Here is a 14733-nt window from a genome sequence, read left to right on the forward strand (position 1 = left end):
GAGTGGGAAACCCTTAAAAACCCATGCCATGTTCATGTTAAAAAGGACGCGGAGGCGCGAGAAAAATGGGAAAATTTGAACACAAACTTGTTAATGCCCTTAAGGGATACACCTTCGACGACGTTCTTCTGATACCTCAACCAACGGAAGTCGAGCCCAAGGACGTTGACGTCTCGACCCGGATAACCCCCAACGTGAAGCTCAAGATACCGATCCTCAGCGCGGCGATGGACACCGTTACCGAATGGGAGATGGCCGTAGCGATGGCAAGGGAGGGCGGCCTGGGGGTCATCCACAGGAACATGAGCGTTGGGGAGCAGGCCGAGATGGTCAGAAAGGTCAAGCGCGCCGAGCGCTTCATCGTCGAGGACGTTATCACCATAGGCCCCGATGAAACGCTTGATTACGCGCTCTTCCTCATGGAGAGAAACGACATCGACGGTCTTCCGGTCGTTGGTGAGGACGGCAGAATAGTCGGCATCGTTACCAAGAAGGACATAGCGGCCAAAGAGGGCAGCTTTGTGAGGGAGGTCATGACGGGAGAAGTCATAACCGTCGGCGAGGACGTTTCGGTTGAGGAAGCCCTTGATACGATGGTTGCCAACAGAATAGCCCGTCTCCCGGTCGTCGATGAGAAAGGCCGCCTCGTGGGAATAATCACGATGAGCGACCTAATGATGAGGAAGAAGTACAGGAACGCGGTAAAAGATGAAAACGGTGACCTCCTGGTTGCCGCGGCGGTGGGGCCCTTCGACATCGAGCGCGCCAAGGCCCTTGACCTGGCCGGAGTGGACGTCATAGTCATAGATACTGCCCACGCCCACAACCTCAAGGCGATAAAAGCTATGAAGGAGATAAGGAAAGCCGTCGATGCCGATCTGATAGTCGGAAACATCGCCAACCCCAGAGCGGTTGACGACCTCACCTTTGCTGACGCGGTCAAGGTAGGAATAGGCCCCGGGAGCATATGCACCACTAGGGTAGTTGCCGGCGTCGGCGTCCCGCAGGTTACGGCAATAGCCCTCGTGGCGGACAGGGCCCAGGAATACGGGCTCCACGTCATAGCCGACGGCGGAATCCGCTACTCCGGCGACATAGTCAAGGCCATCGCCGCTGGAGCTGACGCTGTCATGCTTGGCTCCCTCCTGGCCGGAACGAAGGAGGCACCTGGTAAGGAGGTCGTCATAAACGGAAGGCGCTATAAACAGTACCGTGGCATGGGCTCCCTTGGGGCGATGATGAAAGGCGGAGCGGAGCGCTACTACCAGAAGGGGCACATGAAGACCAGAAAGTTCGTGCCGGAGGGAGTTGAGGGTGTTGTCCCCTACAAGGGGAGCGTGAGCGACGTCCTCTACCAGCTCGTGGGGGGCCTTCGCTCGGGAATGGGGTACGTGGGAGCGGGGAACATCCCGGAGCTCAAGGAGAAGGGCGAGTTCGTGGTCATAACCCAGGCCGGCGTCAAGGAGAGCCATCCGCACGACATCTTCATCACCAACGAGGCTCCCAACTATCCGGTTGGGAAGTGATTCCTTCTTCATCTTTTTGAAAACCTTATAAGGCGTTTCTCCCAGTCCAGCCTGGGGAGAGTTATGGCCAGCGTTGGAATCATCGGGAGCGGTGCCGCGGGGTTGACCGCTGCAATAGCCCTCGCGAGGCGCGGCTTTGATGTCACTGTCATCGGGAAGGGGTTCAAAAACACTAACTCATACCTCGCCCAGGCGGGGATAGCCCTGCCCATCTTGGAGGGCGACTCCATCAAGGCCCACTTCATCGACACGGTTAGGGCAGGTAAATACCTCAACGATGAAGAGGTTGTCTGGAACGTCCTGAGCAAAGCCAGCGAGGCCTACGACTTTTTGACTTCAATCGGCATCGAGTTCGAGACCAATGAGACCGAGGGCGGTCACTCCTTTCCCAGGGTCTTCACGATTAAGAACGAGACCGGAAAGCACATGATGAAGGTTCTCCACATGGCTGCTAAAGAGGCAGGAGTGCACTTCGTTGAGGGCTTCGCTGAAGAGCTCGCCGTGAGGGAGAGGAAGGCCTACGGCGTCTTTCTCGAAGGGGAGCTCATGAAGTTCGACGCGACTGTAATAGCAACGGGGGGCTTTGCGGGGCTCTTCAAGTACACCGCGGGTTCTCCGCTAACTATCGGCCTTCTCATCGGCGATGCCGTAATGAAAGGCGCCCCCGCTCGCGATTTGGAGTTCATCCAGTTCCACCCAACCGGCTACATCGGGAAAAGCGGCGTTTTCCTCGTCAGCGAGGCCGTCCGCGGGGCAGGGGCTAAGCTGGTGACGGAAGACGGGAAGCGCTTCGTCAACGAGCTCTCCACCAGGGACATCGTTGCGAGGGCGATATACAGGCAGATGCTCGCTGGAAAGGAGGTCTACCTCGACGCCACCTCGATAGAGGACTTCAAGAAAAGCTTCCCCCAGATATACGCCTTCCTGAGGAAGGACGGCATCGACCCGTCGAGGGACTTAATTCCCGTCTCGCCAATAGCGCACTACACGATAGGCGGGATGGCCGTTGACCTCTGGTACAGGACGGCCATCAAGGGCCTCTATGCTGTGGGCGAAGCGATGAGCAACGGCTTCCACGGGGCGAACAGGCTGGCCAGCAACTCGCTCCTTGAGTGCATCGTTTCTGGCCTCGAAGTCGCGAGGACGATAGCGAGGGACAGGCCAAAGCTCGGCGAAGTTCGGGAGATTCAATATCACTTCGATTCACAGGGGGACGTCGATTCCCTCAGGGAGATACTCTGGAAGCATGCGGGCATAGTGAGGAGTGGTTCATCCCTGAGGGAGGGCTTAAAGAGGCTTGATTCGGTTGAGGCGGACCATAGGTTAAAGCTGCTCGCCAGGGGAGTCCTTGAGTGTGCCCTCGCGAGGGAAGAAAGCAGGGGCGCCCACTACCGCGAGGACTTTCCAGCTGTGAGGAAGGCCTTCGAGAGGCCGAGCTTCTTCGACGGGATGTGCAGGCTCTAACCAAAGCTTTAAATTCTCATCGAATCCTTATCATGCTCGGTGAAACGAGTGGAACTGCTCTATCTCATCGCCTCCTTCGCGGTAGTAATAGCCCTCATCTGGCTTAAAATCAACATCGGTGTCTCAATATTTGTCGGCTCCATAGTGCTGGCCTTCCTGTTTGGAATGAGTCCTGAGGATGCCGCTGTGACCCTTTACCGCTCCGCCACCTCGTGGGAGACGATAAGGCTGGTGCTCATAATAGCCTTTATCATGGGCATGACCTCAGTCTTCTCCCAGATAGGCTACCTGAAGGACATGGAAACTGCCGCGAGCAACCTCTTTCCCAAGGCCAAGTACTCTTTGGCCATGCTTCCCGCCCTCATCGGACTTATGCCGATGCCAGCTGGCGCACTGGTCTCGGCCCCCATGATAGAGCCGGTCGCCGGGAAGTTCGAGATGAAAGCTGAAGACAAAACCCTCGTCAACTACTGGTTCAGGCACATATGGGAGCACTCGTGGCCGATGTATCAGGCCATAGTCATCGCCTCGGCTCTCGTTGGAATCTCGATACGGGAGATGAGCACCAAGATGTTTCCCCTGACGGTTCTTATGGCACTCATCGGTTACGTCCTCCTTATCCGCCCGCTTCCCGATGCCGGTTCCGGAAAAGGAAACGTCAAAACCGGCCTCATACTTCTCCTGAAGAGCACGTACCCTATACTGGTTATCATACTCGTTTCAATCGTTCTGGGCATCGACATGGTCTACGGTGCTTTTCTTGGCTTCCTCTCGGCTCTCATTCCTAACCTGAAGAGGGTGAGCCTGAAAGGGGTCATTGCTCATGCTCTCCAGCTCAGGATAGTCTTTCTCCTCGTTGCGGTGATGTATTTCAAATACGTGCTCCAAACTACTGGAGCCGTTGAGACGCTCCCAAAAGCAATGATATCGATGAACCTGCCGGTGGTTCTCGTCCTCATGGTGACGCCCTTCATCGTCGGCCTTATGACGGGCATAAGCTTCGCCTACGTGGGGATGACCTTTCCCCTGCTCCTGCCCTTCTTCACGGGCTTTGACCACATAGCCCTCGCTTACCTGAGCGGCTACATGGGGATGCTCTTCAGTCCCGTGCACCTCTGCTTTGTGTTCTCCGCCGAATACTACGGGGCCGAGCTCCGGAGGACCTACCTGCGGCTCCTTTCTCCGGCGCTGCTCCTCTTCGCCGGGGGCGTTGCCTATATTGCCCTCTTTCTCTGAAAGCTTTTATACCCTGGAACATAGGGTTCCATAGGTGAGACCATGAAGATGGAGGAGCTCGTGCGGGAGATTGAACGTCTGAAGGAGGAGCGCAACGCTATAATCATGGCCCACAACTACCAGCTGCCTGAAATCCAGGAGATAGCGGACTTTCTCGGCGACAGCCTTGAACTCGCGAGGAAGGCCGTAAAGGTGGATGCCGACGTCATAGTCTTCGCGGGAGTGGACTTCATGGCAGAAACGGCAAAAATCCTCAACCCCGAAAAGACCGTCCTGCTCCCGAGTAAAAGGGCCACCTGTGCGATGGCCAACATGCTCAAGGTGGAGCACATCCTCAAGGCCAAGGAGCAGTACCCGGACGCGCCGGTGGTTCTCTACGTGAACACCACCGCCGAGACTAAGGCCTACGCCGACGTCACGGTTACCTCAGCCAACGCGGTCAAGATAGTTGAAAAGCTCGATTCCGATGTCATCATCTTCGGGCCGGACAAGAACCTGGCAAACTATGTGGCCAAAAAGACAGGCAAGAAGGTCATTCCCGTGCCGGAGTACGGGCACTGCTACGTCCACAGACAGTTCACCGTTCGAGATGTGGAGCGCGCGAGGAAGCTCTACCCCAACGCCAAGCTGATGGTTCACCCCGAGTGCGAGCCGGAGGTTCAAGAAAAGGCGGACATCATAGTCTCCACCGGCGGGATGATACGAAGGGCTAAAGAGTGGAACGAGTGGGTCGTCTTCACGGAGCATGAGATGGTCTACCGCCTTCAGAAGCTCTATCCAGATATTAAGTTCTACCCGGCTAAGGAAGATGCGGTCTGCATCGGCATGAAAGCCATAACGCTCAACCACATATACGAGGCACTCAGGGACATAAAGTACGAGGTTGAAGTGCCGGAGGAGATAGCCCGAAAGGCCAGGAGAGCCATCGAGAAAATGCTTGAGATGAGCTGAGGTGTTAAGTTGAGAGGGAAAGATTCCGAGGTTTTTGTTGAGTGTGGAGGGAAACTTTATGATTCCTCTTCATTACCTTCTCCGCTTCATTGAGGAGGACGCCCCCTTCGGCGACGTCACGAGCGAGGCGGTTATACCTGAAGGAACGAAGGCAAAAGCGGTAATCATTGCGAAGCAGAACGGGGTCATAGCGGGAGTCGAGGAGGCCAAAGCCCTCTTTGAGCACTTCGGGGTTGGAGTTGAGGTCCGGAAGAGGGACGGCGAAGAAGTGAAGAAGGGGGACATCATACTCAAGCTGACCGGTGATGCGCGCGCGATACTCCTCGTCGAGAGGACGGCTTTGAATGTCATGGGCAGGATGAGCGGGATTGCGACAGAGGTCAGAAGGCTGGTTGATAAGGTTAAGGCCGTAAATCCCAAGGTTCGCGTTGCAGGGACTAGGAAAACCCTCCTCAAGCCGATAGACAAAAGGGCCATACTCATCGGTGGAGGAGAGCCGCACCGCTTCTCGCTGAGCGACGCAATACTCATAAAGGACAACCACCTCGCTCTGGTCCCGCTCGAAGAGGCAATAAGGCGCGCCAAAGAGTTCAGCGTCTACAAGGTTGTCGAGGTCGAGGTCGAGAGCCTTGAGGATGCCATTAAAGCGGCAAGGGCGGGCGCGGACGTGGTTATGCTCGATAACATGACGCCCGGAGAGATAGCAGAGACGATAGAGGCTCTAAAGCGCGAGGGCCTCCGCGATGGGGTGAAGATCGAGGTCTCCGGTGGGATAACCCCGGAGAACATCGGGGAGTATGCGAAACTCGACATCGACGTCATAAGCCTCGGCTACCTCACGCACTCGGTCAGGAACTTCGACGTCAGCCTTGAGATAATTGGAAAGGCCTGAACGAGGGCTTTTCTGCTCTGCCTTATTTTTCCTGAAGTTTCTTGGGGGCCGGTGCGGCTTTTCCGCGGCAAGGTTTATATTCAAGTTTTTTCTTGAATAATATTGCAAGCCAAAACTTGAAATGGTGGTGTCCATGGGAAAGCTCCACGTTATAGAGGCTAAGGGTACCGAGAGGCTCAAGAGGGGCTTCGCCAAGATGGTCAAGGGCGGAGTGATAATGGACGTCACAAACGCTGAGCAGGCCAGAATAGCCGAGGAAGCCGGCGCGGTTTCTGTCATGGCGCTCCACATGGTTCCCGCGGACATAAGAAAGACCGGCGGCGTTGCCAGGATGGCCCCCGTTAAGAAGATCCAGGAGATAATGGACGCGGTTACGATTCCGGTTATGGCTAAGGTCAGGATCGGCCACGTCGCGGAGGCAAAAATTCTGGAAGCTTTGGGCGTTGACATGATAGACGAAAGCGAGGTTCTGACTCCCGCCGATCCGTATTTCCACATAGACAAGAGAGAATTTGCCGTTCCCTTCGTCTGCGGCGCCAGGAACCTCGGCGAGGCCGTGAGGAGGATATGGGAAGGCTCGGCCATGATAAGGACGAAAGGTGAGGCCGGAACCGGCAACATCGTCGAGGCAGTAAGACATGTCCGCCTCGTCGCAGACAACATAAGACTCCTCCAGAGGATGACCGATGAGCAGGTCTACGGAGTAGCTGAAAAGTTCGCCGAGCCCTACCTGAGGCTGGCCGCCAGCATAAGGGACATCAGTGGGATTCCCAAGCAGATACTCGAAAACGAGCCGGTTTACGGCCACTACACCTACGGCGAGATAGTTGAGGGGCTCTACAGGATTCTCCTGGAGATAAAGAAGCTCGGCCGCCTTCCGGTCGTCAACTTCGCCGCCGGAGGAGTTGCCACACCTGCTGATGCCGCCCTGATGATGGGGATGGGTATGGACGGCGTCTTCGTTGGGTCGGGAATCTTCAAGAGCTCCCGGCCCGAGAAGATGGCGAGGGCCATAGTTGAGGCCGTCAACCACTGGGATGAACCCGATGTCCTGGTCGAGATAAGCAGGGAAATCGGCGAGCCGATGCGAGGCAGGGACATTGAAGAGCTGGAGGTTCGCCTTGAGGAGAGGGGCGTTTGATCTCTTTTCCTTCCCTTTTCAATGAGGTGGTGGGAATGGTTAAGGTAGGCGTTATAGGCCTTCAGGGCGACGTCAGCGAGCACATCGAGGCGAGCAGGAGGGCTTTGGAGAACCTCGGGGTTTCCGGAGAGGTCATCTGGCTCAGGAAGCCGGGGCAGCTGGAGGGAATTTCCGCAATCATAATCCCCGGCGGCGAGAGCACGACGATATCGAGGCTCATGGTGAAGAACGGCCTTTTTGAACCCATCAAAGAGCTCGGCGAGAAAGGTCTGCCCATAATGGGCACCTGTGCCGGTCTAATAATGCTCTCGAAGGAGGTAACCGGTGCAACGCCAGAGCAGAGGTTCCTCAAGTTGCTCGACGTTCGCGTTAATAGAAACGCCTACGGCAGGCAGGTGGACAGCTTCGAGGCACCGATAAAGCTGGCCTTCAGCGACGAGCCCTTCCCCGGCGTCTTTATCCGCGCCCCGAGGATAGTAGAACTCCTCAACGACAAGGTGAAGCCGATAGCATGGCTCGGCGACAGGGTCGTTGGAGTCGAGGCCGGCAACGTAATCGGGCTGGAGTTCCACCCGGAGCTGACTGATGACACAAGGGTTCACGAGTACCTCCTGGAGAAGGCGATATAATCTGAACATTTCTTCATCAATTTCTTCCAGAAAGCTTTTTATCTTTGCCATTCAAATGTTTATTGGTGGTGTTGTGGACGAACTTAGGACTGTCGTCTGTCCCTACTGCGGGTTTGGCTGCAGGCTTCTCGTTGACACCAGAACAATGAAAGTAAAGCCTTACGGTGGCGAGCCCAACAGGGGCAAGCTCTGCCCCAAGGGTCTCCACGCAACAGAGTTCGTTCTTTCCGGGGACAGGCTCAGGCGCCCCCTGAAGCGTGAAGGCTCTAGAATGAGGCCAATAAGCTGGGGGCAGGCCATCGAGGAGATAGCGGGCAAGCTCCTCGAAATCCGCGAGCTGTACGGTGCTGACGCTGTAGCGTTCATGGCATCGTCCAAGGTGAGCAACGAGGAAAACTACCTCCTCCAGAAGATAGCGAGGCTCTTCGGCACCAACAACATAGACAACTGTGCCCGCCTCTGCCACGAGGCGAGCGTCCACGCCCTCAAGATGACCGTCGGCGCGGGGGCGCAGACCAACCCCTACGAAGACCTTGAGGGGTTCGGGGCAATACTCATCTGGGGCTACAATCCCGCTGAGACACACCCCGTTGTTATGGACTACATCCTGAAGGCCAAGAGGAATGGGGCCAAAATAATAGTTGTTGACGTCAGGGAAACCAGAACGATGGCCTTCGCGGACTATAAGCTAATCATCCGTCCGGGGACCGACATAGCCCTCGCGAACGCCATGATGAACGTCATAATCCGGGAGGAGCTCTACGATGAGGAGTTCATAAAGACCAGAACCGCCGGCTTCTCCGAGGTGAGGATGGCGGTGATGAAGTACACTCCGGAGTACGCGGAGAAGGTAACGGGAATTCCGGCTGAAACTATCAGAGAAGTTTCGAGAACCTTTGCCTTGGCCGGAAGCGGCGCGATAATGTGGGGTATGGGTTTGACACAGCATGTTTCAGGCGTTGAGAACGTCATGGCCGTTATAGACATAGCACTCCTCCTGGGCTATATCGGGGAAAAAGGTGGCCTATACCCCATGCGCGGTCAGAACAACGTCCAGGGAGCGGCGTACATGGGTGCGCTGAGCGAGTTTCTGCCGGGCTACGTCCCGCTGACCGACGAGCGCTTTAGAAAGCGTGTGGCAAAGATATGGGGCGTGGAAGACCTCCCGACGGAGCGCGGGCTCTACCTCACGGAGCTCTGGGATGCGATAGAGAGCAACGATATTAAAGCGCTCTACATAGTCGGGGAAAACCCTGCCGTCAGTGAGGCGGACTTCCTCAGGGTGAGAGATGCCCTCAGGAAGCTCGACCTCCTCGTTGTTCAGGACGTTTTCATGAGCAGGACTGCCCGCTACGCCCACTACGTTCTTCCTGCGAGTGCCTTCTGCGAAAAGTCCGGAAGCTACATGAACAGCGAAAGAAGGATTCAGTGGAGCCATAAGATCTGCGAGCCGATGGGTGACTCCAAGCCCGACTGGGAGATACTTACCATGCTCGGCAGGGCCCTCGGTTTGCCCGGGTTCAACTATTCGAGCGTTGAAGAGATAACGGGGGAATACTTCCGCCTCTTCCCCTCGCTGGAGGAAAGGAGCGTTGAGGAACTGAAGAACTCGGAGGGGATATTCCTTCCGAAGAAGAGGCTCCACACCTGGGAGTTCTCAACGCCAGACGGAAAGGCCAGGTTCATCGCTGTGGAGCAGGTGCAGCCCTGGGAGAGGCCGGACTACGAGTACCCCTTCATACTTACGACAATCAGGCTGATAAGCCACTACAACACCGGTGAAATGACCCTCAGGAGCCCATCTCTCGTCAGGCTGATGGGGGAACCGAGGGCGTTAATCAACGAACGCGACGCTGAGAGGCTCGGGATCAGCGATGGCGACTGGGTCGAGATTGAGACGAGGCGCGGGAAGATACGAATGCGCGCGAAGCTCGGCGGTATTCCCTCCGGAGTGGTTGCGGTTCCCTTCCACTTCAAGGCGAACAAAATAACGAGCCCTGCCCTGAACAAAGCCGGAACGCCGGAGCTCAAGTTCTCTGCGTGCAGGGTGAGGAAGCTCGAAAGAGGCTAACGTTTAAAAGTTTCTTCTCCAATCTTTAACTATGTCCAAAGTGATAGTTGCCGTATACCGGGGAGACATCATAATTCCCCTCGAAAAGCTCAACATCCCCCAGGGCGCGAAGCTCCTGATAAGGATAGAGAAGATTGAAGAGAAAGACGCCCTCAAGGAGATTGGATATCTAAAGCTCCTCAGGGAGGGAGAGGATGCCGAGGAGCTCTTTGAAATTTAACCAGGGCGATATAGTTCTTCTGGAACTTCCTTTCACGGACTACCTGGGAAGCAAACTCCGGCCGGTTTTAGTGGTGAGTTCCGACGAGCTGAACTCCATAAGTAATGACCTTGTGGTGCTGAAGATCACGAGCAAACCCCATTTCAAGGATTTTCAGGTTGAGCTGGTTCAAAGTGACCTTCTACAGGGGAAGTTGAAAAAGAGAAGCTTTATCGACTGTTCCTCCGTTTTTACCGTGGAGAAATCCCTTGTAATCAAAAGAATAGCCAAGTTAACGCCCAAAAAGCTCCAGGAAGTTAAAAATATCCTCAAAAGGACTTTTGGCATTGATTAAAGCCTGAACACCCACTTCGGACACTCGTAGGTGAGGACAACGTTATGTTTTTTAGGAAATTCAGCTCTATTCCTCTTGGTGGTCACTATGGGAGAAGTCCTTGTTAAGGTTCCCTCTGATCTTATGAGAATCCTTCGTCTTGATGAAAGGGAGCTTTCACGGGCGGTTCGGGTATACCTGGCTATAGAGCTGTATCGCGAGGGTATCGTTAGCCTTGGAAAAGCCGCCGAGATAGCTGGGGTGGACAGATGGGAGATGATGGAGCTCCTCGCATCCAGAGGTGTTTCCCTGAATTACGATGAAGACGACCTTCAGAGGACATCAAGACCCTTGAGGGATTGCTATGATTGTTGTCGCCGATTCCGGTCCGCTTATAGCCCTCGCGAAGATAGGGAAGCTTCACGTCTTACACGAGCTGTTTGGGACGGTGGTGATTCCGAGGGCAGTATGGGTAGAGGTTGTAGAACGCGGCAAGAGAAAACCTGGTTCGGAAGAGGTCAGAAACGCTGAGTGGATTGAGGTTGTTGAAGTCAGGGACGTTCTCGGAGTTGAAATCCTTGAGAGAGAAATTGAGAAGGGAGAGGCTGAAGCCATAGTGCTTGCAAGGGAGCTAAACGCGCCCCTTTTGCTCCTCGATGAGAAGATTCCGGGGATAATAGCGAAGTCCCTCGGCCTTAAAGTTTCTGGAAGCCTCGCCGTTCTCTTTATGGCCAAGAAACGAGGGATTTTGAACGAGGATCTCGATTCGCTGATCAGAGAGCTAAGGCGTAAAGGGGTGTACTTCAGCGATGGAGTTGTGAAATCCCTGAAGGAGATGTATTCTAAAACCTGAACGCCCACTCCGGATACTCTCCGGTAAGGCACGCCATGCAGAGGTCCCTCCTCCCGACGGCCTTTTTCAGCCCATCTACGCTGAGGTAAGCCAGGCTGTCGGCGCCTATTGCCTTCTCCACCTTCCCGACGCTCCCAAAGGCCGCTATGAGCTCGTGCCTGGTAGGAATGTCCACCCCCATGTAGCACGGGTACCTTATCGGTGGAGATGCTATTCTCACGTGCACCTCCCTCGCGCCGGCCCTTCTAAGCATTACCACGATGCGCTTCATGGTCGTTCCCCTGACGATTGAGTCATCAACAAGAACGACGCTCTTGCCCTCTATTACCTCCCTCACCGGCGAGAGCTTGAGCTTAACCTTCAGCTCGCGGTAGAACTGGCCTGGGATTATGAATGTCCTTCCTATGTAGCGGTTCTTTATCAAACCTTCCGAGTAGGGAATCCCGCTGACCCTGGAGAAACCCAAGGCGGAAGCCCTTCCAGAGTCCGGCACGGCTATGACGACGTCTCCATTGGCGGGGCTTTCCCTTGCCAGTTCTTCTCCCATCCTGACCCTCGCAGTATAGACGTTTACACCGTCTATCGTGCTGTCCGGGCGGGCGAAGTATATGTACTCAAAGACGCAGCCGCGGTGCTCTCCCGTTGCCACGACCCTGCTTTCGATTTCATCCTCCGAGAGGAGGAAGACCTCCCCGGGCTTCACGTTCCTCACGTCGTCAACGAAGAGCCTCAGTGCGGAATCCTCCGAGGCGAAATAGTGGCCGTTTCTACTCCCGTAGCTTAATGGCCTGAAGCCGACCGGATCCCTGGCCACGAGTATCTTCCCGTCGAACAGGAATGCGACCGAGTAGGCCCCTTTAACCTCCTCAAAGACGGCCTTCATGGCCTCAAATTCATCTCCCGTCTCTTTTAGATGCCAGAGAAAAGAGATGCCCAGCAGCTCAGAGTCCACCGAGTGCCTGAACTTAACTCCCAGCCGTTCGTAGTACCGCCTGAGGGGGAGGAAATTCGTGAGGGTCCCGTTGTGGGCTATCGCGATGCTCTTCCCGCAACAGCCTGTCTCCAGCGGCTGGGTTTCCGTGAGGGAGCCGGAGGTGGAATACCGGACGTGGGCTATTGCCATTCCTGATTTCAGCTTCGCCACCTCGCCGTTCCTGAAGACCTCCGAAACGAGCCCCCTACCAGCTATCGTTTTTATCCTGTGCTTCCAGACGCTTATTCCCGCGCTCTCCTGTCCCCTGTGCTGCAGGGCTATGAGTGCGTAGTAGGCTTTCTTGGGGGCGTTCTCAGCAACGGCCGCAAAGACGCCGCACTTCTCCCTCATGAGGAACCCCGCCAGTTTTTGACGTGAATATGTTAATAAATATGGGTTCTATCACAATATTTTGGCCTTCTTGTGTTTAAAAGCTTTGCCCATTGATTAACATTTATATGCTTAAATAAGCCTTAAATATGGAGAAATTTTACATAAAAATGGTGAAGCCCATGCAGGTTTACGAAGGTAAGGCCAAGAAGGTTATCCCTCTCGACGATGGAAATGCGATTATGGAGTTCAAAGACGATGCAACAGCCTTCGATGGTAGGAAGAAGGGTCAGTTTAGGGGCAAGGGCTGGCTCAACGCCCAGATAAGCGCGGTTCTCTTTAAAGTCCTTGAGGAGAGGGGCGTTAAGACGCACTTCATAGGCGTTGCAGGCGACAACAGGCTCATCGTTGAGAGGCTCAAGATGTATCCCCTTGAGGTAGTGGTTAGAAACGTTGTAGCGGGGAGCCTGAAGAAGCGCCTTCCCCTTGAGGAGGGAACCGAATTAAAAGAGCCGATAGTCGAGCTCTACTACAAGGACGACGGCCTCGGCGATCCTATGATAAACCACCACCACGCAAAGGTTCTCGGGATAAGCCAGGATGAGATAAGGGAGATGGAGCGCATAGCCCTCAAGGTGAACGAGATCCTCAGAGAGTACTTCGCCGAGCGCGGGGTAATCTTGGTGGACTTCAAGCTGGAGTTCGGAAAGAACGGGAGGGGTGAGATAATCCTCGGCGACGAGATAAGCCCGGACACCTGCCGCTTCTGGGACGCTGAGACAAAGAAGAGCCTCGACAAGGACGTCTTCAGGTTTGATAAAGGCGACCTCGTTAAAGCTTACGAGGAACTCTACGAGCGTCTCACTGGCAGTTCGCTCTCATAGGTTATGAGAACCGTGTAGCAGCCCTTCTCATCTTCCTCTATCACTATTTTCCTCAGCCGGGTTCCGTATTCGCTTACGGCCTTTTCAACCAGCTCCGGCAGGTTTTCAAGGAACGCCTTCCTCTTTACCGTGATCTCCATGCGACCACCGAAGAAAAGTTTCAGGAGGGGCTTAAAGCTTTACCCCGTAGTTCATCACTACTATCCCCGGTCTTTCTGTGACGGTTCCAAGCTCAAAGGCCTCAAAGTGCCTGTTGAGGACATCAAGTGCGTTCTCCCTCTCCTCCGCCGGCACTACAGCTATCATGCCAACGCCCATGTTGAACACCCTGAACATCTCCTCCAGGGGGACGCCGTTTTCGTGGATGAGCTTAAATATTCCTTCGATGGGTGGCATCTCAAGGGAAAAACCGTGGCTGGTGAGGCGCTTCAGGTTGGTCAGGCCACCGCCCGTTATGTGTGCCAATCCGTGAACCTCAACGCTCTCGATGAGCTCCAAGACTGCCCCCACATAAATCCTGGTCGGCTCCAGAAGCCACTCCCAGAGCTTTCTTCCCTCGTATTCGTAGTCGAGGCCGTACTTTGGGATGAGGAGCTTTCTCGCCAGTGTCAGACCGTTGGAGTGTATCCCCGAGCTGGCGATCCCGATGACGGCATCCCCTGGCTTTATCTCCTCGCCGGTTATTACCTCTTCCTTCCTCACTATCCCGATGGCGGTTCCGGCCAAATCGAGGCCGTTTATCAGGTCGGGCATCACAGCGGTTTCGCCACCCACTATCGCTGTCCCTGCCTGCCTCGCCCCCTCGTAGAGGCCCTTGGCTATCCCGGCAAAGACCTTGTCGTCAGGCTCCCTCACGACGAGATAGTCAACGAGAGCTATAGGCTCGGCCCCAACGCAGAGCAAATCATTGACGTTCATCGCTACCATGTCTATTCCTATCGTGTCGAACTTGCCGACGGCTTCCGCTACAAGAACCTTTGTGCCGACGCCATCAGTCGTCATTGCGAGGTAAAATTCTCCGAAGTCCATAAGCGCCGCGTAGTGGCCCAGGTTCTCGGCCGGTTCGCCGAGCTTTCCTTTTCTGAACCTGAACGTCTCCTTCGCGAGGCTTATGATTCCCCTGAGGGCCTTCGTGGTTTTTTCGTCATCGACTCCTGCCTGGGCGTAGGTCAGCATGAGCACCACCGGTGAGAGTTCCACAGGGGGCTTAAAAGCTTTGCCATATTCATGCTTAAAAAGGCTTAAATATC

The 14733-nt window shown here is 55.1% G+C and carries 15 protein-coding genes and 1 pseudogene; 13 read left to right on the forward strand and 3 right to left on the reverse strand.

The window, feature by feature from the left end; translation table 11 throughout:
* The first annotated feature begins 65 nt into the window (after positions 1-65).
* From guaB to A3L14_RS01390, 12 genes and pseudogenes are all read left to right on the forward strand, one after another.
* Positions 66-1526 (forward strand): IMP dehydrogenase, encoded by a 1461-nt coding sequence (guaB, locus tag A3L14_RS01335; RefSeq protein ID WP_074631474.1) that lies wholly within the window; start codon positions 66-68, stop codon positions 1524-1526.
* Positions 1527-1589: 63 nt separating this feature from the next.
* Positions 1590-2990: an L-aspartate oxidase gene (locus tag A3L14_RS01340; RefSeq protein ID WP_074631472.1), complete on the forward strand. Its 1401-nt coding sequence runs from the start codon at positions 1590-1592 to the stop codon at positions 2988-2990.
* 48 nt (positions 2991-3038) lie between these two features.
* Complete coding sequence (locus A3L14_RS01345; RefSeq protein WP_055429236.1) at positions 3039-4226, forward strand: TIGR00529 family membrane protein; 1188 nt, start codon at positions 3039-3041, stop codon at positions 4224-4226.
* Positions 4227-4268: 42 nt separating this feature from the next.
* The gene (nadA, locus tag A3L14_RS01350) at positions 4269-5177 is read left to right on the forward strand and encodes a quinolinate synthase NadA (protein WP_055429235.1); all 909 of its coding nucleotides are present in this window, start codon (positions 4269-4271) and stop codon (positions 5175-5177) included.
* A gap of 58 nt (positions 5178-5235) precedes the next feature.
* Positions 5236-6069: a carboxylating nicotinate-nucleotide diphosphorylase gene (gene nadC, locus A3L14_RS01355; RefSeq protein ID WP_055429234.1), complete on the forward strand. Its 834-nt coding sequence runs from the start codon at positions 5236-5238 to the stop codon at positions 6067-6069.
* A 133-nt stretch (positions 6070-6202) separates the two neighbouring features.
* Complete coding sequence (gene pdxS / locus A3L14_RS01360; protein ID WP_055429233.1) at positions 6203-7210, forward strand: pyridoxal 5'-phosphate synthase lyase subunit PdxS; 1008 nt, start codon at positions 6203-6205, stop codon at positions 7208-7210.
* A gap of 35 nt (positions 7211-7245) precedes the next feature.
* A complete protein-coding gene (gene pdxT / locus A3L14_RS01365; protein WP_055429232.1) occupies positions 7246-7839 on the forward strand; it encodes a pyridoxal 5'-phosphate synthase glutaminase subunit PdxT in 594 nt (197 codons plus the stop codon).
* Between the two features lie 55 nt (positions 7840-7894).
* Complete coding sequence (gene fdhF, locus A3L14_RS01370; protein ID WP_055429231.1) at positions 7895-9910, forward strand: formate dehydrogenase subunit alpha; 2016 nt, start codon at positions 7895-7897, stop codon at positions 9908-9910.
* 31 nt (positions 9911-9941) lie between these two features.
* Positions 9942-10130 carry an antitoxin family protein gene (locus A3L14_RS01375; protein ID WP_055429230.1) on the forward strand — a complete coding sequence of 63 codons (189 nt, stop codon included), beginning with the start codon at positions 9942-9944 and terminating at the stop codon, positions 10128-10130.
* A complete protein-coding gene (locus A3L14_RS01380) occupies positions 10105-10464 on the forward strand; it encodes a type II toxin-antitoxin system PemK/MazF family toxin (protein WP_055429229.1) in 360 nt (119 codons plus the stop codon). Before A3L14_RS01375 ends, A3L14_RS01380 begins: the two co-directional genes overlap by 26 nt.
* A gap of 123 nt (positions 10465-10587) precedes the next feature.
* Positions 10588-10722 (forward strand): annotated as a pseudogene (locus A3L14_RS11900) (UPF0175 family protein); the annotation flags it as partial.
* An 85-nt stretch (positions 10723-10807) separates the two neighbouring features.
* Positions 10808-11296, forward strand: coding sequence for a DUF3368 domain-containing protein (locus A3L14_RS01390; protein ID WP_055429228.1), 489 nt, complete (start codon positions 10808-10810; stop codon positions 11294-11296).
* On the opposite strand, the gene purF is transcribed toward A3L14_RS01390, so the two are convergent.
* A complete protein-coding gene (gene purF / locus A3L14_RS01395; RefSeq protein WP_055429227.1) occupies positions 11286-12620 on the reverse strand; it encodes an amidophosphoribosyltransferase in 1335 nt (444 codons plus the stop codon). The two genes, A3L14_RS01390 and purF, sit on opposite strands and share 11 nt — an antisense overlap.
* A 161-nt stretch (positions 12621-12781) precedes the next feature.
* Here purF and purC point away from each other — a divergent pair, with 161 nt between their 5' ends.
* Positions 12782-13483: a phosphoribosylaminoimidazolesuccinocarboxamide synthase gene (gene purC / locus A3L14_RS01400; RefSeq protein WP_074631470.1), complete on the forward strand. Its 702-nt coding sequence runs from the start codon at positions 12782-12784 to the stop codon at positions 13481-13483.
* Here the strand turns inward: purC and A3L14_RS11785 are convergent.
* Positions 13450-13623, reverse strand: coding sequence for a hypothetical protein (locus tag A3L14_RS11785; RefSeq protein WP_162840174.1), 174 nt, complete (start codon positions 13621-13623; stop codon positions 13450-13452). The genes purC and A3L14_RS11785 overlap by 34 nt on opposite strands.
* A gap of 31 nt (positions 13624-13654) precedes the next feature.
* Complete coding sequence (gene purM / locus A3L14_RS01405) at positions 13655-14659, reverse strand: phosphoribosylformylglycinamidine cyclo-ligase (RefSeq protein ID WP_055429225.1); 1005 nt, start codon at positions 14657-14659, stop codon at positions 13655-13657.
* Positions 14660-14733 lie beyond the last annotated feature (74 nt).

Origin of the sequence: Thermococcus thioreducens (assembly GCF_002214545.1) — an archaeon.
Classification (GTDB): Archaea; Methanobacteriota_B; Thermococci; order Thermococcales; family Thermococcaceae; genus Thermococcus; species Thermococcus thioreducens.

Bases quoted from the DNA above. Each gene is read 5' to 3' on its own strand.
- A3L14_RS01390 (WP_055429228.1), top strand. From the start codon at position 10,808: ATGATTGTTGTCGCCGATTCCGGTCCGCTTATAGCCCTCGCGAAGATA.
- fdhF (WP_055429231.1), top strand. From the start codon at position 7,895: ATGTTTATTGGTGGTGTTGTGGACGAACTTAGGACTGTCGTCTGTCCC.
- A3L14_RS01375 (WP_055429230.1), top strand. From the start codon at position 9,942: ATGTCCAAAGTGATAGTTGCCGTATACCGGGGAGACATCATAATTCCC.
- pdxS (WP_055429233.1), top strand. From the start codon at position 6,203: ATGGGAAAGCTCCACGTTATAGAGGCTAAGGGTACCGAGAGGCTCAAG.
- purC (WP_074631470.1), top strand. From the start codon at position 12,782: ATGCAGGTTTACGAAGGTAAGGCCAAGAAGGTTATCCCTCTCGACGAT.
- pdxT (WP_055429232.1), top strand. From the start codon at position 7,246: ATGGTTAAGGTAGGCGTTATAGGCCTTCAGGGCGACGTCAGCGAGCAC.
- A3L14_RS01340 (WP_074631472.1), top strand. From the start codon at position 1,590: ATGGCCAGCGTTGGAATCATCGGGAGCGGTGCCGCGGGGTTGACCGCT.
- purM (WP_055429225.1), bottom strand. From the start codon at position 14,659: ATGCTGACCTACGCCCAGGCAGGAGTCGATGACGAAAAAACCACGAAG.
- A3L14_RS01380 (WP_055429229.1), top strand. From the start codon at position 10,105: ATGCCGAGGAGCTCTTTGAAATTTAACCAGGGCGATATAGTTCTTCTG.
- A3L14_RS11785 (WP_162840174.1), bottom strand. From the start codon at position 13,623: ATGGAGATCACGGTAAAGAGGAAGGCGTTCCTTGAAAACCTGCCGGAG.
- guaB (WP_074631474.1), top strand. From the start codon at position 66: ATGGGAAAATTTGAACACAAACTTGTTAATGCCCTTAAGGGATACACC.
- nadC (WP_055429234.1), top strand. From the start codon at position 5,236: ATGATTCCTCTTCATTACCTTCTCCGCTTCATTGAGGAGGACGCCCCC.
- nadA (WP_055429235.1), top strand. From the start codon at position 4,269: ATGAAGATGGAGGAGCTCGTGCGGGAGATTGAACGTCTGAAGGAGGAG.
- purF (WP_055429227.1), bottom strand. From the start codon at position 12,620: ATGAGGGAGAAGTGCGGCGTCTTTGCGGCCGTTGCTGAGAACGCCCCC.